The 20,926-nt window shown below is 73.5% G+C and carries 20 protein-coding genes; 5 read left to right on the forward strand and 15 right to left on the reverse strand.

Annotation, left to right across the window (positions count from 1 at the left end):
• Positions 1–2: 2 nt before the first annotated feature.
• Together M8I34_RS18845 and lysA are read right to left on the reverse strand one after the other, a co-directional pair.
• Positions 3–1,289: an APC family permease gene (locus M8I34_RS18845; protein WP_250050611.1), complete on the reverse strand. Its 1,287-nt coding sequence runs from the start codon at positions 1,287–1,289 to the stop codon at positions 3–5.
• A gap of 204 nt (positions 1,290–1,493) precedes the next feature.
• Positions 1,494–2,831: a diaminopimelate decarboxylase gene (gene lysA / locus M8I34_RS18850; RefSeq protein WP_250050584.1), complete on the reverse strand. Its 1,338-nt coding sequence runs from the start codon at positions 2,829–2,831 to the stop codon at positions 1,494–1,496.
• A 138-nt stretch (positions 2,832–2,969) separates the two neighbouring features.
• On the opposite strand from lysA, the gene M8I34_RS18855 reads away from it, so the two are divergent.
• On the forward strand, positions 2,970–4,181 hold the full coding sequence (locus tag M8I34_RS18855) for a CdaR family transcriptional regulator (RefSeq protein ID WP_250050585.1): 1,212 nt from the start codon (positions 2,970–2,972) through the stop codon (positions 4,179–4,181).
• Between the two features lie 164 nt (positions 4,182–4,345).
• On the opposite strand, the gene M8I34_RS18860 is transcribed toward M8I34_RS18855, so the two are convergent.
• Positions 4,346–6,403, reverse strand: coding sequence for a phosphocholine-specific phospholipase C (locus M8I34_RS18860; RefSeq protein WP_250050586.1), 2,058 nt, complete (start codon positions 6,401–6,403; stop codon positions 4,346–4,348).
• A 394-nt stretch (positions 6,404–6,797) separates the two neighbouring features.
• On the opposite strand from M8I34_RS18860, the gene M8I34_RS18865 reads away from it, so the two are divergent.
• The gene (locus M8I34_RS18865; RefSeq protein ID WP_250050587.1) at positions 6,798–7,382 is read left to right on the forward strand and encodes an AAA family ATPase; all 585 of its coding nucleotides are present in this window, start codon (positions 6,798–6,800) and stop codon (positions 7,380–7,382) included.
• Between the two features lie 90 nt (positions 7,383–7,472).
• Here the strand turns inward: M8I34_RS18865 and M8I34_RS18870 are convergent, their stop codons facing one another.
• The 6 genes from M8I34_RS18870 to M8I34_RS18895 form a co-directional block, all read right to left on the reverse strand.
• Complete coding sequence (locus tag M8I34_RS18870; RefSeq protein WP_250050588.1) at positions 7,473–8,030, reverse strand: ATP-binding protein; 558 nt, start codon at positions 8,028–8,030, stop codon at positions 7,473–7,475.
• Between the two features lie 133 nt (positions 8,031–8,163).
• Positions 8,164–10,323: a xanthine dehydrogenase family protein molybdopterin-binding subunit gene (locus M8I34_RS18875; protein ID WP_250050589.1), complete on the reverse strand. Its 2,160-nt coding sequence runs from the start codon at positions 10,321–10,323 to the stop codon at positions 8,164–8,166.
• A gap of 65 nt (positions 10,324–10,388) precedes the next feature.
• Entirely contained in the window at positions 10,389–11,384 is a 996-nt protein-coding gene (locus M8I34_RS18880; protein WP_250050590.1) for a xanthine dehydrogenase family protein subunit M, read from the reverse strand.
• Positions 11,381–12,004 (reverse strand): (2Fe-2S)-binding protein, encoded by a 624-nt coding sequence (locus M8I34_RS18885; RefSeq protein WP_374210936.1) that lies wholly within the window; start codon positions 12,002–12,004, stop codon positions 11,381–11,383. The genes M8I34_RS18880 and M8I34_RS18885 overlap by 4 nt, the downstream gene beginning before the upstream one ends.
• A 102-nt stretch (positions 12,005–12,106) precedes the next feature.
• Positions 12,107–12,493, reverse strand: coding sequence for a hypothetical protein (locus tag M8I34_RS18890; protein ID WP_037840090.1), 387 nt, complete (start codon positions 12,491–12,493; stop codon positions 12,107–12,109).
• 137 nt (positions 12,494–12,630) lie between these two features.
• Complete coding sequence (locus M8I34_RS18895) at positions 12,631–13,014, reverse strand: VOC family protein (RefSeq protein ID WP_250050591.1); 384 nt, start codon at positions 13,012–13,014, stop codon at positions 12,631–12,633.
• Positions 13,015–13,334: 320 nt separating this feature from the next.
• On the opposite strand from M8I34_RS18895, the gene M8I34_RS18900 reads away from it, so the two are divergent.
• Entirely contained in the window at positions 13,335–14,528 is a 1,194-nt protein-coding gene (locus M8I34_RS18900) for a serine hydrolase domain-containing protein (protein WP_250050592.1), read from the forward strand.
• A gap of 13 nt (positions 14,529–14,541) precedes the next feature.
• Here the strand turns inward: M8I34_RS18900 and M8I34_RS18905 are convergent, their stop codons facing one another.
• Positions 14,542–15,084: a MarR family winged helix-turn-helix transcriptional regulator gene (locus tag M8I34_RS18905; RefSeq protein ID WP_250050593.1), complete on the reverse strand. Its 543-nt coding sequence runs from the start codon at positions 15,082–15,084 to the stop codon at positions 14,542–14,544.
• Positions 15,085–15,248: 164 nt separating this feature from the next.
• Between M8I34_RS18905 and M8I34_RS18910 the strand changes: the two genes are divergently transcribed.
• Complete coding sequence (locus M8I34_RS18910; protein ID WP_250050594.1) at positions 15,249–15,506, forward strand: hypothetical protein; 258 nt, start codon at positions 15,249–15,251, stop codon at positions 15,504–15,506.
• A 25-nt stretch (positions 15,507–15,531) separates the two neighbouring features.
• Here M8I34_RS18910 and M8I34_RS18915 read toward each other — a convergent pair whose 3' ends face one another.
• Positions 15,532–16,935 carry a hypothetical protein gene (locus M8I34_RS18915; RefSeq protein ID WP_374210937.1) on the reverse strand — a complete coding sequence of 468 codons (1,404 nt, stop codon included), beginning with the start codon at positions 16,933–16,935 and terminating at the stop codon, positions 15,532–15,534.
• A gap of 358 nt (positions 16,936–17,293) precedes the next feature.
• On the opposite strand from M8I34_RS18915, the gene M8I34_RS18920 reads away from it, so the two are divergent.
• A complete protein-coding gene (locus M8I34_RS18920) occupies positions 17,294–17,485 on the forward strand; it encodes a 4a-hydroxytetrahydrobiopterin dehydratase (protein ID WP_250050595.1) in 192 nt (63 codons plus the stop codon).
• Here M8I34_RS18920 and M8I34_RS18925 read toward each other — a convergent pair.
• The 4 genes from M8I34_RS18925 to M8I34_RS18940 form a co-directional block, all read right to left on the reverse strand.
• Positions 17,475–18,218 (reverse strand): bifunctional 2-polyprenyl-6-hydroxyphenol methylase/3-demethylubiquinol 3-O-methyltransferase UbiG, encoded by a 744-nt coding sequence (locus M8I34_RS18925; protein WP_250050596.1) that lies wholly within the window; start codon positions 18,216–18,218, stop codon positions 17,475–17,477. The genes M8I34_RS18920 and M8I34_RS18925 overlap by 11 nt on opposite strands.
• The gene (locus M8I34_RS18930) at positions 18,215–18,928 is read right to left on the reverse strand and encodes a DUF2064 domain-containing protein (RefSeq protein WP_250050597.1); all 714 of its coding nucleotides are present in this window, start codon (positions 18,926–18,928) and stop codon (positions 18,215–18,217) included. Before M8I34_RS18930 ends, M8I34_RS18925 begins: the two co-directional genes overlap by 4 nt.
• Positions 18,925–19,644, reverse strand: coding sequence for a glycosyltransferase family 2 protein (locus M8I34_RS18935; protein ID WP_308372430.1), 720 nt, complete (start codon positions 19,642–19,644; stop codon positions 18,925–18,927). Before M8I34_RS18935 ends, M8I34_RS18930 begins: the two co-directional genes overlap by 4 nt.
• A gap of 89 nt (positions 19,645–19,733) precedes the next feature.
• Positions 19,734–20,795 carry an NAD-dependent epimerase/dehydratase family protein gene (locus M8I34_RS18940; protein ID WP_250050598.1) on the reverse strand — a complete coding sequence of 354 codons (1,062 nt, stop codon included), beginning with the start codon at positions 20,793–20,795 and terminating at the stop codon, positions 19,734–19,736.
• Positions 20,796–20,926: the final 131 nt, after the last annotated feature.

Consider the following 20,926-nt stretch of genomic DNA (forward strand, 5'->3'; position numbering starts at 1 on the left):
GCTCATGGGAGCCGCGAACGGTGCCGGCTGTAGCCGAGGTACACGGCCAGCGCCAGGGCGAGCCAGCCGGCGAACATGAGGTAGGTGGGCAGCGGCAGTCCGGCGAGCAGATAGCCGCAGAACGCCACCGAGAGCAGCGGCACCACCGGATAGCCCGGCACCTTGAAGCCACGGGCGAGACCGGGCGCGGTACGGCGCAGGATGATCACGCCCACCGAGACCACGACGAAGGCGACGAGGGTGCCGAGGCTGGTCAGATCCGCCAGCACGTCGAGCGGGCAGACCGCGGCCAGTACGGCGACGAATCCGCTGACCAGGGCCGTGCCGAGCACCGGGGTTCCGGTGCGGGGATCGACGCGGTGGAAGACGGCGGGCAGCATCCCGTCCCGGCCCATGGAGTACAGGATCCGGGTCTGCCCGTAGAGCACCACCAGGGTGACGCTGACGATGGACAGCACCGCGCCCGCCGACAGCAGCACCCCGGGCCAGCCCGCCCCGGTGACCTTCGCCAGGATCGCCGACAGCCCCGCTTCCTGGCCCGCGAACGCGGTCCACGGCTGGGCACCGACACCGACGAGGGCCACCAGCACATACACGGTGGTGACCGCCAGCAGCGCACCGATGATGGCGAGCGGGAGCGTCCGGCGCGGGTTGCGGACCTCCTCGCCGGCCGTGGAGACCGCGTCCAGCCCGATGAAGGAGAAGAAGACCGTGGAGGCGGCGGCCCCGATGCCCGCCATGCCCATCGGGGCGAAGGGGTGCAGATGCGCCGGGTCGAAGCCGGTGGCGCCCAGCGTGACGAACAGCCCCAGCACCGCCAGCTTGAGCAGCACCATCACGGTGTTGACCAGCGCCGACTCCCTGGCGCCGCGCACCAGCAGCAGTCCGCACAGCAGCACCAGTACGGCGCCGGGCACATTGAGGTAGCCGCCCTGACCGGGAGGGGCGGAGACCGCCGCCGGCATCTGGACGCCGAAGACCCGCTGGGTCAGGTCGTTGAGGTACTGGCCCCAGCTCACCGCGATGGCCGCACCGGAGACCGCGTACTCCAGCAGCAGGCACCAGCCGACGGCGTACGCCGCGAACTCGCCGAGCGTGGCATAGGCGTAGGAGTACGAGGACCCGGAGACCGGTACGGCGGAGGCGAGTTCGGCGTAGCACAGGGCGGTGAGCGCCGCCGCGACGGCTCCGATGACGAAGGAGACGAGGACGGCGGGGCCGGCCTCGGGCACCGCGGCGTTGAGGGCGAAGAAGATGCCGGTGCCGACGGTCGCCCCGATACCGATCATGGTCAGCTGGAAGGCGCCCACGGTGCGGCGCAGTCCGCCGCCGGCCGGTGACGCGGCCTCGGCGAGAAAGGCCTCCGGCGGTTTGCGGCGCAGGAGTTGGTGGCGCAGGCCCGGTCGGGCGCGGGGTGGTTGACCGGGCAGTACATCAGCGGGTCGCACAGGGGCCTCGATCCGGGGAGGGGCAGGGAGTCCGTCAGGGGTCCGTCAGGGCAGGTCGCGGCGCATCAGGTCCGCGTAGGTCTCGCGTCGTACGACGGGGCGGGAGCGGCCGTCCCGGCAGAAGACGACCGGTGGACGGCGGGCCGCGTTGTAGTTGTTGGCGAGGGAGTAGGTGTACGCGCCGGTGGCCGGGACGGCGATCAGGTCCCCGGGCCGCGGGTCCTGGAGGAACACGCCCGTGCTGAGCACATCGCCGGACTCGCAGTGCCGGCCGACGACACGGCACCACTCGCCGGGCGGCCCGTCGGCGGGGGCCCGCACCCGGGTGGCCACGGTCGCCTCGAACCGCTGCCCGTACAGCGAGACTTCGAGGTTGTCGCCCATCCCGCCGTCCACGGCGACAAAGGTCTCGCCGCCGGACCGCTTGACCGACACCACGCGGTAGAGCGAGACACCGGCCTCCGCGACCATCGACCGGCCCGGCTCGATGATGACCCGGGCGCCGGCCGGCAGCAGCTCGTCGGCCGCGGCGGTCAGCGCGTCGAGGTAGGCCTCGATCCCCGGCGGCCGGTCGTGGTACGTATAGCGGGCCCCCAGCCCGCCGCCGAGGTCGTACACGGGAAACCGGCCGAGTTCCGCCACCGCCGCCACGGCCCGGACGAACGGCTCGGTGTCGAGGATCTGCGAGCCGATGTGCACATGCAGCCCGTCCAGGCGCAGCCGGGCGCTGCCGCGCAGCCGGGCGATCGCCTCGCGCGCCTGGGGCAGCAGCAGTCCGAACTTCGAGCCGCGCTGGCCGGTGGAGACCGCCTCATGGGTGTCGGGGCGGACATCGGGGGTGACCCGGACCAGGACGGGTTGCTCGCGGCGGCCGGGGCCGTGGGCCTTGACCCGGGCCATGAGGTGTTCCAGCCGGTCGATGTCGTCGAAGTTGTCGATGACGACAAGGCCCACACCGGCCTCCAGGGCCGCCCGGAGGTAGCTCTCCGACTTGGCGTTGCCGTGCACGATCACCTTGGCCGGGTCGGTGCCCGCGGCGAGGGCGAGCGCCAGTTCGCCGCCACTGGCGACATCGACGCCGAGGCCCTCCTCGGCGAGCAGCCGGTAGACGGCGGTGCACGGGAAGGCCTTGGAGGCGAAGGCCACCATCGAGTCCGGCCGGCGCGCGGCCAGCCCGTCGGCGTAGCGGCCGGCCCGGTCCCGCAGGGCGCCCTCGTCGATGAGCAGCGCGGGGGTGCCGTGGCGCGCGGCGAGGTCGGTCACATGGCATCCGCCGATGCGCAGCCCGCCGTCCGGTGCCGTCGTGGTGCCGGGCGGGAACAGCCCGAGCAGGGCGTCGGAGGACGGCGGGGCAGGCGCCGCGGGGGTGGTCGGGACGGCCATGGGAAATCTCCTTGCTGGGGTCGCGCCGGGAGCGGGGACGCGCGGTGCGCCCGTCGGACTCCGGCCCCGGATCGGCTCCGCACCATGCTGGGCCCCACCCCCTTCCCCGTCGTTGGCGCGATCGCCTAGGGTCCGACCGTGGAACTGACGGATACGCCAAACCCGGCCGGCCTCGGCGGTACCAGCGAGGAGCTGTTCGCGCTGGCCAATGCCGTTGCCGCGGTGATCGGCGGGTCGGTGGCGATCGAGGACCTCGACCACCGGGTGCTGGCGTATTCGTCCCTGCCGGGCCAGCGCATCGATGAGCTGCGCCGCCGCGGCATCCTGGACCGGCGGGTGCCCGACGAGCCCGCACAGCAGCGCCAGTACCGCGAGGTGCTCGGCGCGCCCGGTGTCGTGCGGCTGCCGGTCCTCGCCCCCGACGAGCTGCCGCGCGCCGCGGCCGCCGTACGCGCGGGCGATCTGCCGCTGGGCACCATCTGGGCGATCGAGGGAGACTCCCGGCTCGATGCGGCCGGTGACCGGGCGCTGCTGGACGGTGCGCGGCTCGCCGCGCTGCACATGCTGCGCCGCCGCAGTTCGGCCGAACTGGATCTGCGGGCCCGCGAGGACACCCTGCGGGCGGCGCTGCGCGGCGACGGCACGGCGCAGGAGATCCGCTTCCAGCTCGGTCTGCCGGAGGGGTCGCCGCTGACGCTCCTCGGCTGTGCGCCGGCCGCGGGCGGACCTGACCGTACCGGTCCGGAGGCGGTCCGGCTGGGTGCCGCGGCCGCCCGGCACTGGGCCGCCGTGCACGCCGAGGCGGCGGTGGCCACCGTCGGCCGTACGGTGTACGTCCTGCTGCCCCGGGCCGGCCAGGCCGAGGCCCGCCGGCTGTCCGAACAGGCCGTGGCCGCGCTCGGCCGCACCCTGGAGACCCCGCTGCGCTGCGCGGTCAGCCGCCCCGCCGACGACCCTGCCGAACTGCCCGCGCTGCGCGCGGAGGTGGACGACATCCTCCGGGTGACGACCGCCGACCCAAAAGCCCCCGGTGTCGCGGCGCTCGGCGACGTACACGCCCGGGTCCTGCTGCTGCACTGCGCCGACGTGCTGGACCGCCGGCCCCGTCTGCGCCACCCCGGTATCGAGGCCATGCGGGAGCACGACCGGACCCGGCACACCGCTTACGCGGCGTCGGTCCTGGCCTGGCTGGACGCGGCCGGCAACGTCGGGGAGGCCGCCCGGCGGCTGACCGTGCACCCCAACACCCTCAAGTACCGCCTCCGCCGCGCCCGTGAACTGTTCGGGATCGACCTCGACCACCCGGACGTACGGCTCTCGTGCTGGCTGCAACTACGGCTGACCGACTGACCGTTTGACCGTTTGGTGCCGCGGTGGTGCAGCGCGCACCACACCGCCGCGGCGGGTACGGGGGCACCGGCCCGGCTGCCCCCACGCCACAGGGCACCCGCCGATACGACGACGGGTGCCCCATGTGGTGGTGCCGACGGGCCGGACGGACGTCGTCCGCCCGCTCAGCCCGTGATGATCGCCGGGTCGCTCACGCCCGGCTCGCCGTTCTCCACATGGCCGGCGAACCGGCGCAGGAAGGTGCTGTCACCGTCGGAGGTGACCGACACGTCGTACCAGCGCTTGCTGGCACGCAGGTCGACCTGCTTCTTGACGGTGGCACCGGCGCGGACCGTGAAGGTCTCGTGTGCGCCGCCGTAGGCGTGGGTGACGGTGAGGTGGCAGTCGGTGCGGCCGTGGTTGGTCAGGGTGAGTTCGAGGCGGCCGGCCGTCGCGTCGTGGCGGGCGGTCACCTCGGGACCGGCCTTCTTGCCGTCGCCCTTGAAGGAGCGCAGAAAGCCGTTCGGGCCGAAGACCGACAGGTCGTAGACGTCCTTGGAGTAGGACGTGTTCCAGGTGTCGGAGATCTTCTTGCCGGCCTCCGTGGTGTACGACCAGGGGCCGTCGGTGCGGTTGCCCGCGGTGACGGTGAAGCAGGCACCGGCCTTGTCGCCGCCGCTGAAGGTGAGGGTGTAGCGCCCGGTGGAGGGGGTCGCGGACCCGTCGGCCAACGGCGCGTACGGCAGCGGGCGGGACGGCCGGGAGCCCGGCTCCTGCTTGGGCAGCACGGGGGTGGCGGGCGGCTTCGGCACATAGCTGTCGTGCCGCTCGTTGTCCGGCGGCTGGTAGCCGTCGGTGGCGGGGAGCGAGGCCGGCTTGGTGTTCTCCAGGCCGAAGTCGAAAGCCGAGGTCAGGTCGCCGCAGATGGCACGCCGCCAGGGCGAGATGTTGGGCTCGTGCACGCCGAAGCGGCGCTCCAGGAACCGGATGATGGAGGTGTGGTCGAAGACCTCGGAGCAGACGTAACCGCCGGTGCTCCAGGGGGAGACGACGATCATCGGGACGCGCTGGCCGAGGCCGTAGGGACCGGCCGCGTACTTGGCGTTGCCGCCGAAGCTGTCGAGCGACGTGTCCACGGTGGACAGGCCCTGGTCGGCGGAGGCCGGCGGGAAGGGCGGGAGGACGTGGTCGAAGTAGCCGTCGTTCTCGTCGTAGGTGACGAGCAGGGCCGTCTTGCTCCACACCTCGGGGTTGGAGGTGAGCGCGTCCAGCACCTGGGAGACGTACCAGGCGCCGTAGTTCGCGGGCCAGTTGGGGTGCTCGGAGAAGGCCTCGGGGGCGGCGACCCAGGAGACCTGCGGCAGCTTGTCGGCCTTCACGTCGGCCTTGAGCCGGTCGAAGTAGCCGTCGCCCTGCTTGACGTTGGTGCCGGTGCGGGCCTTGTCGAAGAGCGGGTCGCCGGGCTTGGCGTCGCGGTACTGGTTGAAGAAGAGCAGGGAGTTGTCGCCGTAGTTGCCGCGGTAGGCGTCCTCGATCCAGCCCCACTTGCCGTTCGCGTCCAGGCCGTCACCGATGTCCTGGTAGAACTTCCAGGAGATCCCGGCCTTCTCCAGCCGCTCCGGGTACGTCGTCCAGCTGTAGCCGAGCTCCTCGTTGCCGAGAACCGGGCCGCCGCCCGAGCCGTCGTTGCCGACGTGGCCCGTGTACATGTAGTAGCGGTTGGGGTCGGTGGCACCCATGAACGAGCAGTGGTACGCGTCGCAGACGGTGAACGCGTCGGCGAGCGCGTAGTGGAACGGGATGTCCTTGCGGGTCAGGTGGGCCATCGTCCCGGCCGTCTTCGCAGGTATCCAGTTGTCGTACTTGCCGTTGTTCCAGGCCTTGTGGCCGCCCGCCCAGTCGTGGTCGAGGCCCTCGATGAACTGCATGCCGAGGTCTTCGGCGTCCGGGTGGTAGGGCAGCACCTCCTTGTCGCCGTCCTTCTGGTGCCAGACGGGCTTACCGCTTTCGAGGACGAGCGGGCGCGGGTCGCCGAAGCCGCGGACGCCCTTCATCGAGCCGAAGTAGTGGTCGAAGGAACGGTTCTCCTGCATCAGGACGACGACATGCTCGATGTCGTCGAGGGATCCGGAGCGTCGTTTGGCGGGGATGGCCGCGGCACGGGCGATGCTGCTCGACAGGGCCGAGACTCCCGCGGAGGCACCGGCGATCTGGAGGAAACGCCGCCGATTCAGTTCAGGCATGACTTTGGGGACCTCATGTCGTGTGGGGGAGTTCGCGAAAGGGTGAGGGATGGCTGTGCGGTGATGCATGTGAGAGTGAGGAAACTGGGGTCAGCAGAGTGTTCCAAGAGGAACGAGCCGCGGGGAAGAGGGAATGTCACAGACATGACTCACCGGGGTACGTGCGACGAACTCCCTTGCCGGGCGCGCCGCGCGAGAGCCCGGGGCACCAATCCGGGCAAGCGGGACGCAACGGGCCGGGCGGCGGCCGGGGCCCGGACGCGAGCGGCGGGACGCGGCCGGCGAGCGCGGGGGCCCGCAACGTCCGCTCCCCCGGGATTCCTCAGCCCCTTAGGGTGAAACGGCACTTACAGTCCCGGCCCCCGGCCCCCGGCAGAAAGGCCACGTCCGCACCATGACCTCAAGCACCCCCGGACGACCGACACCGCAGGGGCCGTGGAACGACGGCGGCGTCGTGGTGATCACCGGCATCCAGGCGGCCGGCAAGTCCACCGTGGCCCAGGCGCTCGCCGAGCGCCTGCCCCGCTCCGTCCATCTGCGCGGGGACACCTTCCGCCGCAACATCGTGCGGGGCCAGGTCCCCATGACGCCCGACGCGGAGCAGCACGCCGTCGACCAGCTCCGGTTGCGCCACCGGCTGACGGCGCACTGCGCCGACGCGTACGCGCAGGCCGGCTTCACCGTCATCGCGCAGGACATCCTCATCGGCGACCACCTCGCCGAGATGACCGGGTTCATCACGACGAGGCCGCTCGCGGTCGTCGTGCTGCTCCCCGAACCGGCGGCGGTCGAGGCGCGCGAGGCGGCTCGCCCCAAGACCGCGTACGGGACCGACTGGACCGTGCGGGACCTGGACCGGCTGTTGCGGGACGGCACTCGGCGGGACATCGGACTGTGGCTGGACACGTCGCGGCAGACGGTGGACGAGACCGTCGAGGAGATCCTCGGCCGGGCCTGGACCGAGGGCGCCGTGGGCTGAGCGGGTGACCCAGCGGCTCCCGGGCCGGTTGCCGCACTCATACGACCCACGGGCCGTCGGGGCGCCGCGCGGGCGCCCCTCGACGTGGGTTCAGACGAGCGACACCACGGACGACGCTGCCGGAGCGGCCTCGGCGGCGGCCACGGCGGCGGCCTCGGGCGCGGGCTCGACGAGCGGCTCGACCGGTACGGGCGGCGGCACCGCCGGCTGGCCCTTCGCGTCGGGCACGCTGCGCAGCGGTGTGCGGCTCGTCAGCGGGGTCTTGCGGGTGGCCTCGACCCGGCGGGTGAACCAGACGACCTTGCCGTCCGGGGTGCCACAGGTGCCCCAGCTGTCGCTGACCGCCGCCACCCTGGAGAGCCCGCCGCCCGCGGCGCTGAGCAGCTTCGGCAGCCGTGGTCCGTCGTCCGCGACGGAGGCCGTGAGGTGACGGCCGCTCCAGCGGAGTTCGACGACGCACCGGGCGTCCGGGCCGATATGGCGATGGACATTGGTCAGGAGTTCCGCCACTCCCCGGCATACGGGCGGGATATGCAGCTCGAGATCCCAGTGCCGCAGGTGCGCGGCCAGAATGCGCCGGATCTGCGGCACACGCTCCGCCGAAGCATGCAGTTCGACCGTGTAGTGCCGGTCGCTGGGAAGTGTCATGTCGTGGCTCCTCACCGCGAGGCTCACGCCCTTCACCTCGTTGGACCAACGAACCCCGAAACACGAAGAGTGAGCATTTATCACGTATGGGTCATTTGTCATGGTGACTCCACCGTGCGGGTTCCGCAACAGATCACGGACCGCCGACGTCCCCCGCCCCGGCCCCGTCCGGGCCGGTCCGCAGCCGGGACAGGACCTTGTCCGGAGTGAGCGGGAGGTCCCGCAGCCGGACGCCGGTGGCGTGCCGTACGGCGTTGGCGAGGGCCGCGGCGGTGCCGACGATGCCGATCTCCCCGATGCCCTTGCTGCCCATGGGGTTGAGGTGGGGGTCCTCCTCGTCGAGCCAGTACGCCTCGATGCGCGGGACGTCGGCGCAGGCCGGTACGTGGTACGAGGCCAGGTCCCGTTCGGCGAAGTCGCCGAACGCGGGGTCCAGTCCGCTCCCCTCCATGAGGGCCATCCCCAGGCCCATGGTCATGCCCCCGATGAACTGGGAGCGCGCCGTACGGGAGTTGAGGATGCGTCCGGCTGCGTAGACGCCCAGCAGCCGGCGTACCCGGACCTCTCCGGTGACGGTGTCGACCTGGACCTCGGCGAAGGTGGCGCCGAACGAGTGCCGGGCGTACGGGGACCCCGCGGCGAGCTCCTGCCGGGTGTCCGCGGCGGCCGTCAGCCCGTCGGCCGGGAGCGGTCCCACGTGGTCCCGCAGCCGCGCCCTCAGCTCCATGCCGGCCCGGTGGACCGCCCAGCCCCAGGACGCGGTGCCCGCGGAGCCGCCGGCCAGCATCGCGGGCGGCAGATCGCTGCTGCCGATCTCGATCCGGATCAGGTCCTCCGGCACGGCCAGCGCGGCGGCGGCGACCTGGGCGAGGACAGTGCGGGCGCCGGTGCCGATGTCGGTGGCGTTGATCCGGATCCGGTAGCTGCCGTCGGCGGCGGCGTGCGCCTCGGCGGCGGAGGGGGCGATCAGGACGGGGTAGGTGGCGGCGGCGACGCCGGTGCCCAGCAGCAGATCGCCCTGGCGGCGTACGGCCGGGCGCGGGTCCCGCGACGCCCAGCCGAAGCGCTCCGCGCCCTCCCGCAGAGCGCCGACGAGGTGGCGGCTGCTGAAAGCGCGGTCGCTGTCCGGCTCGGTGTCCGGTTCATTGCGGATCCGCAGGTCGACGGGGTCGATGTCCAGGGCGACGGCGAGTTCGTCCATGGCCGACTCCAGGGCGTACATCCCGGGGGCCTCGCCCGGTGCGCGCATCCATGAGGGGGTCGGTACGTCGAGCGGGACGACGCGGTGCACGGTGCGGCTGTTCGGCGAGGTGTACATGACGCGCGCCGGGACCGCGGCCTGCTCGACGAACTCCTTGACGGTGGAGGTGTGGGTGGCGATCTCGTGCGACAGGGCGGTGAGGACACCGTCGGCGCCCGCGCCGAGGCGCACCCGCTGGACGGTGGGGGCGCGATGGCCGACGGCCGCGGGCATCTCGCGGCGCGGCAGGGAGAGTTTGACCGGGCGCCCCGTGTGGTGGGCGGCCATCGCGGCCAGGACGACCTGGGGGCGGGGCGTCCCCTTGGAGCCGAAGCCGCCGCCGACGTGCTCGGAGACGACGGTGACCTCGCTGGTGTCGATCCGGAACAGTGCGGCGAGGTCTTCGCAGACCTTGGTGGCCCCCTGGCTGGAGTCGTGGACGGTCAGATGGCCGTCGGTCCACCGGGCGGTGGAGGCATGCGGCTCCATCGGGTGATTGTGCAGCGGGGGCACGGTGTAGGTGGCGTCGACGGTGAACGGCGCGGCGGCGAACGCCTTCTCGAAGTCGCCGCGTTCCCGGGTCCCGGGATGGCCGCCGTTGGCCGTCTCGGGCTCGTACATCCGCGGATGACCGGTGGTCAGCAGGACGTCGTGCGGCTCGGGCGCATAGCTGACGCGGACGGCTTCGGCGGCGGCGCGGGCGGCTTCGAGGCTGTCGGCCACGGCCAGTGCGACATACCAGCCGCGGTGCGGCACCCGGTCGTCCTGGAGCAGGGACAGCGTCGGGTCGTCGGCCTCCCCGAGGCGGAGCGCGTTCTCATGGGTCAGCACCGTGCACACCCCCGGCAGCGCCAGTGCCGCCGCGGTGTCCACGGCGGTGACCCGCCCCCGGGCGACGGTCGCGGGCACCGGCCAGGCGTAGGCGCAGCCCGGCGGGGTGTGTTCGGCCGCGTAACGGGCGGTGCCGGTGACCTTCTCACGGCCTTCCCTGCGGACGAGCGGCGCGCCCAGGGGGTACGGGGGCGGGCCGAGCGGGAACGGGGCGGGGCTCATGGCGCGCGTCCTTCGGTCGGGGACGGGGGCAGGGGTTGCGGGGCTTCCTCCTGTGGGTGGGGGTGTCAGCCGTCGGTGGCCGGGTCCGCCAGACCGGCCAGCACACCGACGGCCAGATTGCGGGCGAGCGGGACCTTGAAGCCGTTGTCGCGCAGCGGCCGGGCCGCGGCGAGTTCGGCGTCGGCGGCACGGGCGAAGGTGTCCTCGGTGGCGGGCGCGCCGTGCAGCACCTCTTCGGCCGCGCGGGCGCGCCAGGGCCGGTGCGCGAGCCCGCCGAACGCCAGCGCCGCCCGCTGTACGACGCCGTCGTGCACCTCCAGCACGGCGGCGACGGAGACCAGGGCGAACGCGTACGAGGCACGGTCGCGGGCCTTGCGGTAGCGCGAGCGCGCGCCGGGTGCCGCGGGGGGCAGGGTGAGGGCGGTGAGCAGTTCGCCGGGCCGGATCACGGTGTCCTGGTCGGGGCGGTCGCCGGGCAGCCGGTGGAAGTCGGTCACCGGGACGCTGCGTTCGCCGTCGGGGCCGCGCAGATGAACGGTGGCGTCGACGGCGGCCAGCGCCACCGCCAGGTCCGACGGCTGGGTGGCGACGCAGTGCTCGGAGTGGCCCAGTACGGCGAGGTCGCGGTGGGCGCCGTCGAGGGCCGGGCAGCCGGTGCCCGGGGCACGCTTGTTGCAGGGCTTGGCGATGTCCTGGAAGTACAGGCAACGGGTGCGCTGGAGCAGATTGCCGCCGGTGGTCGCGGTGTTCCGCAGCTGCCCCGAGGCGCCGGCCAGCAGCGCCTGCGACACGACGGGGTAGCGGTCGCGTACGGGGGCGGCAGCGGCGAGATCGCTGTTGCGGACCATCGCCCCGATCCGCAGTCCCCCGTCCGGCAGCTCCTCGATGCGGTCGAGCGGCAGCCGTGTGACGTCGACGAGCAGCTCCGGGCGCTCCACTCCCAGCTTCATCAGGTCGACGAGGTTGGTGCCGCCGCCGAGAAAGCGGGCGCCGGGCTGCCCGGCCACGGCCCGAAGGGCCTCCTCGACGCTCGCCACCTGGAGATACCCGAACGGCTTCACGACGCCGCTCCTTGCCCCGGCGGACGGCCGTCCGTCCAGGTGGCCGTACCGGCTTCGGTACCGGCCTCCCGGACGGCGTCCACGATCCGCGGATAGGCGCCGCAGCGGCACAGATTTCCGCTCATCCGCTCGCGGATCTCGTCGTCGGTGAGCGTGACGGGCGTCCCGGAGACGGCGGTGGCCGGGGTGACATGCGACGGGAAGCCGTCCGCCGCCTCGGCCAGCATCCCGACGGCCGAACACAGCTGGCCCGGGGTGCAGTAGCCGCACTGGAAGGCGTCCCGCTCGATGAAGGCCTCCTGGAGCGGGTGCAGCCGCTCCCCGTCGGCCAGGCCCTCGACCGTGGTGATCCGCCGCCCGCCCTGGGCCACGGCGAGCAGCAGACAGCTGTTGGCACGCCGTCCGTCGACGAGCACGGTGCACGCGCCGCACTGTCCGTGGTCGCAGCCCTTCTTGGCGCCGGTGAGACCGAGGTGTTCGCGGAGCGCGTCCAGGAGCGTGGTGCGGTGGTCCAGGGTCAGCCGGTGCGCCTCCGCGTTGATGTGCAGGACCAGCTCGGAACACTGACCGGCCGCCGCCGACGCGCCGTCGGTGCCCGCCGGATGATGGGTGGACTCCACTCGCTCATGCCTTTCCGTTCCGGGCCGTGGGCGCGGCTGCCGCTGGGCGGGGCTTCGTCGTGCGCCGTGCCCGTGCCTTCCCCGCCCCTCGGGGCCGACCCGCTAACGGGTCTCCAGCCGCAGCTCGACCTCCTTCTCCTGGTCGCCGGCGGCCGTGCCGAGGATGTGCACCGCGAACGCGGACTCCAGGCCCTTGCACAGCTCGTCGACCGCCCAGTAGCCGCCCTGGAGGCTGACCAGGACCGGCGCGGTGAGCCGGCGGGGCTCGGCCGCGGCCTTGCGCTCACTCACGTCGAAAGTGGAGGTCCACACGGTCGAGCCCGGCCCGGCCACCTCTTCGGGTACGTCGTCCGCGGCCCGGTCGGAGCTGAAGGAGGTGCGCAGCGCGCTGAAGACCGCATGGGCGTCCTGTGTCGCGCAGCTCTCCAGTTCCACCACCACCTCGGCCGATACATGTTCCGTCGCGGGCATCTGTTGTGCGCTGTTCACTGTGGGACCTTCCTTAGCCGCCGTCCTCCGGGAGCCGAACGCTTCCAGGCTCGCCCCGCGGACCGGTGTGTGCGACCGGAGGCCCGTCCGGGCGGGGTGGACGGGCGCCCGGAACCGGCCCTCGGGCGGCTGCGTCCTCAGACCGGCTGGGTGAGGTTCACCGCGTTGCCGTCCGGGTCCTGGACATGGGCGACCCGCTGGCCCCAGGGCATGTCGTTGGCCGGGCCGAGCACCTTGCCGCCGAGCGGTGCGACCCGGTCCAGGAGAGCGTCGACGTCCTCGACCGCGATGCTCAGCAGGATCCGGGTCGGGGTGCCGGTCGGGACGCTCTCGTCGGCCACGAGGCCCAGCTCCGAGCCGTCGATCCGCAGTCCGACGAAGAAGACCGGGCCCTCCTCGGGCACCCGGGTGAATTCCTCGGCGCCGACCAGTCCGCCGTAGAAGGCCTTCAGGCGGCCGAGGTCAGGGGTGACGATCACCGGCTGGACGGTGGCGGGGGCGGCGGGTGTGGTGGCAGACATGGTGTCCTCCGGTGGTGTGGTCAGTGGGGCCGGTGGGGCAGACCGCGTCCGGGGTGCCGATTCATCGGTCGGCGGCGGAAACGGTGTGGAAATCGGGGCGGAAACGGTGTGGGAGCCGGGTCAGGGGCCGGGGTGGGCGGAGGTGGAGGTGCCCCGGGCGGCGGGGGCGGAATCCGGACACGCGGCGCTGAGCCGTCCGGACTCACATGGTTGCCACGGGCATCGACCGGGACGGATCATCCGGTACGGGACGCCGTACGTACGTATGGAAGTACGGAAGTACGCCATGACCGCACACGGACGACGCGAGGAGAGCCACCGTGGGACCAGCCACCGTCGACGGCCGCTGCGCACCGGGTTTCGCCGGCGTGCGGGAAGCGTTCGAGCGGAACTTCAGCCAGCACGGCGACATCGGCGCGGCGGTCACGGTGACCGTGGACGGCGAGGCGGTGGTCGACTTGTGGGGCGGCCACGCGGACGCCGCCGGGACCCGCGCCTGGCAGCGCGACACCCTCGTGAACGTCTACTCGACGTCCAAGGGGATGACCGCGCTGTGCGCCCATCTGCTCGTGGACCGGGGCGAGTTGGACCTCGATGCGCCGGTCGCGCGGTACTGGCCGGAGTTCGCGCAGGCCGGCAAGCAGGACATACCCGTGCGCTGGCTGCTCAGCCACCGCGCCGGTCTGATCGCGCCCCGTGAGCCGCTCCCCGCGGGGCACGCCTACGACTGGGACCGGGTGTGCGCCACCCTGGCGGCGACCCCGCCCTGGTGGGAGCCGGGCACCGCACAGGGCTATCACGCGGTGACCTTCGGATATCTGGTGGGCGAGGTCGTACGGCGGATCACCGGGCAGTCCCTCGGCACGTTCCTGCGCCACGAGATCGCCGGGCCGCTGGACGCCGCGGTGTACATCGGCACCCCCGCCGAGGAGCACGCCCGCTGTGCCGACATGGTCGGGCAGCTGAACGAGGCGCGGATCGCCGAGCAGTTCCCCGGCGCACCTGTGCCGCCGTTCCGGTCGCTCTCCGACCATCCGCTGGCCGTGGTGATGCTGGCGCTGACCTCCATCCCCACCGGCGACGTCAACAGCGCCGCCTACCGGTCGGCGGAGATCCCGGCGGGCAACGCCCACGCCAGCGCCCACGGGCTGGCGACCGTGTACGGCGCGCTGGCGGGCGGCAAGCTCGTCGGGCCCGGCACCCTGGAGGCGATGCGGCGGTCGCAGAGCCTGCCGGGCGAGCGTGATCTGACGATCGACGCGCTCGCCCCGGCGGGCCACGAACACCGCTGGGGCCTCGGCTACATGCTCAACCACCAGGGCCAGGCGGGGCCCAATCCGGGGGCGTTCGGCCACGGTGGCGCGGGCGGCTCCTACGCCTTCGCGGATCCGGAGAACCGGCTGTCCTACGCGTACACCATGAACAAGTACGGCGGTGGCACGACGGGCGACGACCCGCGCAACCGCGGGCTGATCACGGCGGTGTACCGGGCGTTGGAGGAAACCCGGGGCTGAGGTCCCGGCCTCCTCAGGGAGCGGCCGATTCGGGCGGCGGTGCCGGTCGCGGGGCCACGGGAGGCTCGCCCGCCGCGTCGGTGAGGGCGCGCAGCGAGTCGATGAGCCCGGCGCGCCGGGCGTCCGGCAGCCGGGCCACGATCTCCGCGATCTCCGTGTGCCGGTCGGCCAGCACCCGCTCGACGAGGCGGCGGCCCTCGTCCGTCAGGCTCAGTACGACCTCGCGGCGGTTGCCGGGGCGGGCCTGCCGGGTGACGCTGCCGGCCGCCTCCAGCCGGTCGACCATCCGCATCGCGGTGGACGGGTTGACGTTCAGCGCGCCGGCCAGCGCGGCGAGCTTGACCGGGCCCTGGCCGTCCAGCACCACCAGGGCCCGCAGCTGGGGAAGGGTGAGGGAGGGCGCCAGGCGCCCCAGCGCCCGGGCGGAGATCCCGACCAGCAGCCGGGAGGCGGTGAGCACGGCGGCGATGACCTCCTCGACGTCATGATCGAGATCCTCGCCGGGCGCGGCCGCCCCGGCCGGCCGCGGTGCGCCGTGCGCGTCGTGCTGCCCCATGGCGCCTTTATACCCGGTGAGGGCATCGTGCCTGGTGGCGGGCCCTGCGAAAGGTCCTCGGCGGTCCGGGGATCTGCCCCCGCGAACCGCGTTGCCGAGCGCAATAATGGGAGGTGCGGCATGCATCCGGCCCGGCGCGAGCGCGGCGGGCCCGAGAGGGCGTGATGACCATGGAACGGGACACCGAGACGGTCCACGAGGCCTATGCATTCGTCTGTCTGCACTGCGGACACGGCTGGGAAGAGGAGTACGAGATCCGGCACACCACGGATCTGTCCGGCCATCGACGCGCCGACTACTTCGCCCGCGGCACCCGTGTCCCCTCTCCGCTGACCCTCTCCGACTGCCCGTCCTGCAATCTCGGCCCGATCCGGATCCTGCGCCCCGGCCGGGTGAACTCGACCCGCCCCTACCTCGCCTGACCCCTTCCCGCCTGCTGATGCACCCTCACCACCCGGTGTACAGAAGGTGGTTGACCAGCAACGCCAACACCGCCTGGGCCGTGAGCCAGGTGCGCCGCCGGGCATCGGGCAGCACGGCGCAGGCCGCCGGCAGCCAGACGGCGAACGGCAGCCAGATGCGTTCGGTCTCCGCCTTGCTCATCCCGGAGAGGTCGGCGACCAGCAGGGCGAGCAGCACGGCAAGGACCAGGACGGCCAGCCGGTCGGAGGGGGCGCGCAGGGGCCCGGCGGACGGGCGGAGCCCTCGCAGGGCGGTGGGGGCCGCCACGAGAACGCGGCGCAGACCCGCCACCGTCGCCAGGCCGGTGATCAGGACGGTGCAGGCGAGATTGCCCCACACCCAGTAGGCGTACGGGCGGACCGCCGCGGCGCCCTGGTAGTAGCGCTCGACCAGCAGGTGGTAGCCCTCCCACCAGGAGAATCCGGCGAGGGTGAAGACGGCCGCGACCACCCCCGCCCCGGCCGCCACGAGGGGCAGCGGGCGCACGGTGCGGGTGAGCAGCAGTATCGCCGCGGCGATCAGCGCGACCAAGGTGAGGCCGTAGGAGAGATAGCAGGTCAGACCGAAGAGGAGACCGCTGACCAGGGCGGCGGCGGCCGGATGGCCGGTGCGGCGGGTGGCGGCGAGGGCGAGGAATGCCAGGGACCAGGCGGCGACGGCCGCGAAGTAGCCGTCCGCCGAGGTGCCGACCCAGACGGCGGCCGGGGCCAGTACGAGGAACGGGGCGGCCCGGCGGGCGGTCGGCTCGTCGGTGAGGGCGCGCAGCGCGACGAGGACCGCGGCCACGGCGGAGGTGCCGACGGTGATGCACCAGACGCCGGCCCAGCCGCCACCGCCCAGACCGATGCGGTCCAGGCCGACGAAGGTCAGCACGGCGGCCGGCGGATGCCCGGCGACATGGGCGGGCCAGTGGTCCGGCGCGTTGTCGAGGATGTGCTGGGTGAAGCCGCGCAGCGCCGGCCCGAGGTCGTCGAAGCGGCGGATGACGGTCAGGTACTCGTACGCGGTGGTGAGGCGGCCGGCGATACCGGTCCGCCAGCCGTCTATCAGCGCCAGCGCCGCCGTCCAGGCCATGCCGGCGGCCCACCCCGCCAGGACGAGACGGCGCCAGGGCAACCGGGCCGCGAGGGACGGCCCGTGAAGGATCACCACGACGGCTACCACGAGCGCGGCCGGGGTGCCGGGTCCCAGGTGCGGGAACCACGAGGCGTACAGCGGCGGCCAGTTGACATGCAGGCTGCCGTTGGCGCGCTCGATGACGGTCCCGACGACCGCGGCAACGATGACGAGGAGGGCGCCGGCCGCGGCAGCCGCCAGATCGAGGCGGCACACGGCACGCCCTCGGGAGGCCGCGCGGGAGGCCGGCCGGGGAGTCGTTCGGAAGGTCACAGCGGCACGCTAGGCGCCGGCGGACGGCGACGGGGGTTCGGCGGCGGGGGCGTCATGGTTCCGTCAGAACTCGCTGGTCCGCGCCTCCGCACTCCGTTCCACGATGACTACTCATGCAGGTACCCGGGAACGGTTCCGCGTGCCGCACGGCAGCCCTGGGCGACCACCGGGATCGGTCGCGCACTCGATCCCGCCATCGCCGCCTGAACATCCCACCGAGATCCCATCGAAGGAGAACCACCATGGCCGTGGAGCCGCTGACGGACCAGCGCATCGCCTCCGCTCTGACCGAACTGCCGGGCTGGACGGTGAAGGGGGGGGTGCGCTGACGGCCTCGTACAAGGGCGAGCGAGACCAGTTGCCCTCGTTCTATGCCGCCGTGGCGCCGGCCGAGGACGCCGCGAACCACCATGCCCACATCACGATCTTGTACAACACCGTGACGTTCGCCCTCACCACGCACGAGGCCGGCGACCGGATCACCGAACGAGACCTCTCGACGGCCCGGACGATCAGCGACCTCGCCCGGGATCACGGCCTCAGCACGTAGGGCCCGACCGGCGGCGCAGGGAGACGAAGCAGCGTTCGGTGCCCGGTATCCGGTCGGCCTGGTCCGTGACGGTCCATTGGTCGACGGGCGTCCAGCCGGCGGTGGCCGCGTGGCGCAGTAGCGCGGGGGCGCCGACCCGGGCCCAGGGGAACGGGTCGCCCGGTGCGCGCCGGGTGCCGGGGCGGAGGTGGTATCCGCGCTCGACCCGGACCTGGACGCGTTCGTCGACATCCGCGGGGATGGTCTCCACGATCAACAGGCCGTGCGGGGTGACCAGTTCCGCGGTACGGGCGAGCAGGGCGCACGGGTCGCCGCCGATGCCGATGTTGCCGTCGAGGAGCAGTGCGGTGCCCCAACTCCCCTCGTGCGGGAGGGAGTCGAAGACGGAGCGGTGCAGGGCGGAGCCGCCGGTCGCGGCGGTGCGGGCCACCGCGGCGGCGCTGACGTCGATGCCGAGGGCCCGCCGGCCCTGCGCGGCGAGCGCGGCGACCAGCCGGCCGGGGCCGCAGCCGATGTCGAGGACGGCGCCCTCGCAGCGGCGCAGCGCCGACAGATCGGCGGCGTCCGCGCCGGCGCACCAGCGCTCCACTTCCAGCGGCAGCAGCCAGCCGTCGCTGCGGCGCAGGAAGAGCGGGCCGCGGCCACTGCGCAGCGCGTCGGCGTAGGGGTCGGCGCCCCAGGTGACGGTGTCATGGCGGTCGGATGCTGCCGTGGGCGGCAGGGCGGTGCTCATCGTCCGGTGACCGGGGTCAGCCGGGCGAGGGTGGCGGCGAACCGTCCGGCGGGTGCCGCGGCCGCGACCCGCTCCGCGTCGTCCGCGGTGTCGACATCGCGCAGCGGCGGCAGGTCCCGCACCCGCAGCCCGGCGGCGGTCAGCCGGGCGCGCTGGGCGGCGCCGGTGCGGGCGGTGGACATCGGGACGCCGCGCAGCAGCCGGGGGTCGGGGGCGGCGAGGCCGAGCGCCCAGAATCCGCCGTCCTCGGCCGCGCCGAACCAGGCGTCGCAGTCGTCCCAGGCACCGAAGTCCAGTGCGGGAGCGAGGAGTTGCGGGGTGACCTGAGGGGTGTCCATGCCGATGAGCAGGGTCGGGCCCGCGCTGCCGGCGAAGGCCGCGGCGAGCCGCTCGTCGAGGCCGCCGTCGCACTGCTGCCGGATGTCGAAGCCGGCCGGCAGCCAGCTCCCCGGGCGGCCGTCGAGGACGACCACCCGCCGCCGGGCGGGCATGGCGCGTACGGCCTGGAGGGTGTCGTACAGCGCGGCCTCGGCCAACTGGGCGGCCTCGTCGGGGGTGTAGGGCGGGGTGAGGCGGGTCTTGACCCGGCCGGGCACCGGCTCCTTGGCGATGACCAGGACCGTCGTCGGCCCGGGACACTCAAGACGGTCGGGATGCGCGGGATGCTCGGGTCGGCCGGGACGCCCGGGACGGTCTGCGGGCTCGGTCATCGGGCCGTCTCCTGCGGACGGGGGGCGAGCGGCGGCTGGTTGAGGACGGTGCGCATATCGCGTACCGCGTGCCAGGTGCCGCGCCAGGTGCCGGTGACCTTGGAACGGCCGGTGCGCGGCCGGTAGGGCACGTCGCGCTCCTCCACGCGCCAGCCCGCGTCGGCGGCCCGGACGACCATTTGCAGGGGGTAGCCGCTGCGGCGGTCGGTGAGGCCGAGGCCGAGCAGTCCGGTACGCCGGGCGGCGCGCAGCGGGCCGAGGTCGTGCAGCCGCAGCCCGGTGCGCCGGCGCAGCATCCGGGCCAGCGCGAGGTTGCCCAGCCGGGCGTGCGGCGGCCAGGCACCGCGTCCCTGGGGGCGGCGGCGGCCCAGCACCAGATCGCTGTCGCCGTCCCGGACGGCGCGGACGAACGGGATGAGCAGCGCGGGGTCCAGGGAGGCGTCGCAGTCGCAGAAGCAGACGATGTCGGCGTCGGCGGCCAGCAGCCCGGTATGGCAGGCGGCGCCGAAGCCGCGGCGCGGTTCGTGCACCACGGTGGCGCCCAGGCCGCGGGCGATCTCGGCGGAGCCGTCGGTGGAGCCGTTGTCCACGACGATCGCCCGCCAGCCGGCCGGGATGCGGGCCAGCACCCAGGGCAGCGCGGCGGCCTCGTCGAGGCAGGGCAGTACGACATCCACGGGGGCGGTTCGGGGGGTGGGAGGAGAGGAGTGGGTCACGCCGTCACCTATGCATCAGAAGCGGACGAGGGGAGGTGTCTTCAGGTTCCTGTGGCACGCGGGTTCCGGCGGGCCGGCCGCGCCGTGGGTCACCCCGCCGGCGCCGCCCTCATCCCCTCCCGGGCGAACTCCCGCATCCCCTCCGCGAAGCCGGTCGCCGCCCGCCAGCCGAGGTCCGTGGCGATCCGCCGCGACGACGCGGTGATGTGCCGTACGTCGCCGAGCCGGTACTCCCCCGTCACCACGGGTGCCGGCCCGCCGCACGCCTCGGCCAGGGCCCGCGCCATCTCGCCGACCGTGTGCGGCGCTCCGCTGCCCGTGTTGTACGCGGTCAGGGTGCCCGCCGCCCGGTCCGGCAGGGCTTCCAGGGCCACCGTGTTGGCCGTGGCGACATCGCGTACATGGACGAAGTCCCGCCGCTGGCCGCCGTCCTCGTAGACCGTCGGCGACTGACCGCGGGCCAGCGCCGAGCGGAAGAACGAGGCCACCCCCGCGTACGGGGTGTCGCGCGGCATCCCGGGCCCGTAGACGTTGTGGTAGCGCAGCGCGACGGCCCGGCCGCCGGTGGCGCGCGCCCAGGAAGCGGCCAGATGTTCCTGGGTGAGCTTGGTGGCGGCATAGACGTTGCGCGGATCGGTGGGCGCGTCCTCGCCGACCAGCCCCGGCCGCAACTCCGCACCGCAGTCCGGGCAGCGCGGCTCGAACCGTCCGGCCTCCAGGTCGGCCACCGCCCGCGGGCCGGGCCGCACCACCCCGTGGCGGGGACAGGTGTAGCGCCCCTCCCCGTAGACCACCATCGACCCGGCGAGCACCAGCTGGCGCACCCCGGCCGCGGCCATCGCGGCCAGCAGCACCGCCGTGCCCAGGTCGTTGCAGCCCACGTAGTCGGGCGCGTCGGCGAAGTCCTTGCCGAGGCCCACCATCGCCGCCTGGTGGCAGACCGCGTGCACGCCCCGCAGGGCCGCGTCGACGGCCGCCCGGTCCCGTACGTCGGCGATGATCCGCCGCTCCCCCGGGCGCGGGGGCGGGGGCTCGGGGTGTGCCGAGGGCAGCAGCGCATCGAGCACGACGGGCTCGTGCCCACGCGCCAGGAGCGCCTCGACGACCTGCGATCCGATGAACCCGGCGCCGCCGGTGACCAGTACACGCATGCCCGTCACGCTAAGCGGGGCCGGGCGTTCCGGCCCGCGCCTGAGCCGCCGTGTCATGGGTCCGTAAGATCCGCGGCCCGTCGGGCACGGACGCTTTCCGGCCGTTCGGGCCACTGCAATTCGGTAACAGC

This window comes from Streptomyces sp. MCA2 (assembly GCF_023544705.1).
In the GTDB taxonomy this organism is placed as follows: domain Bacteria; phylum Actinomycetota; class Actinomycetes; order Streptomycetales; family Streptomycetaceae; genus Streptomyces; species Streptomyces decoyicus.